Annotated in this window: 1 protein-coding gene; it reads left to right on the forward strand. The window is 61.5% G+C overall.

Going from position 1 to position 826, the window contains the following annotated elements:
* Positions 1–826: RHS repeat domain-containing protein (locus tag HU738_RS25760; RefSeq protein ID WP_367616190.1), on the forward strand; the 826-nt coding region annotated here is incomplete at both ends.

Below are 826 nucleotides of genomic sequence, written 5' to 3' on the forward strand. Positions count from 1 at the left end.
TGGCCATCTCGTCCGGCTGGATGAGATTGGCTACGGTGAAAACGCCGAGCGCCCGGAGCGGCATACGCTGTTCGAGCGCGACACCATTGGCCGCTTGATCGCCAAGCTCAATCGCGATGTTGAGCAGCGGTTCACCTATGACGACGGTGACCGGTTGCTGAGCATCGAGCGGCACCCGAGCGGAGTCGGCAAGCAGCTTGGCGTGACCGAGGAAAAGCTGGAGTACGCCTACGACTTGCTGGGGCGGCTGACCCAAGAGATCACGCCCGATGGGACACTGGGCTACGAGTACGATCCGCTGAGCAACCTGACCACGTTGACCCTGCCGGATGGCCGCAAGGTCAATCACCTGTACTACGGCAGCGGGCACCTGCACCAGTTGAATCTGGACGGGCAGGTGATCAGCGACATGGAGCGTGATGACCTGCACCGGGAGGTTTACCGCACCCAGGGCAAGCTCACCAGTTGCTTTGGCTACGATGCGATGGGGCGCAAGGCCTGGCAGTTCGCCTCGACCTTGCCCGCCGACAAGCTCTCGCAGGTGCATAACACCGGCATCAATACCTCGCTGCTGGTGGAGCATGCCTACAACCCGATTCACCGCCGTTACCAGTACGACCCGGCTGGAGAGTTGGTGCGCACCCTCGACAAGCTGCGGGGCGAGATCAAGTACGAGTACGAAGCCAACGGCCAATTGCGCAGCCGCGATACCGGCTCGCTGGTGGGTAGCGAAGAATTCCGCTACGACCCGGCAGCCAACCGCTTGGACTTCAATGCGCGCCAATTTGACAAGGTCAGGGACAACCGGATCAAACAGTGGCGGGAT

Origin of the sequence: Pseudomonas vlassakiae (assembly GCF_014269035.2) — a bacterium.
Taxonomy (GTDB): domain Bacteria; phylum Pseudomonadota; class Gammaproteobacteria; order Pseudomonadales; family Pseudomonadaceae; genus Aquipseudomonas; species Aquipseudomonas vlassakiae.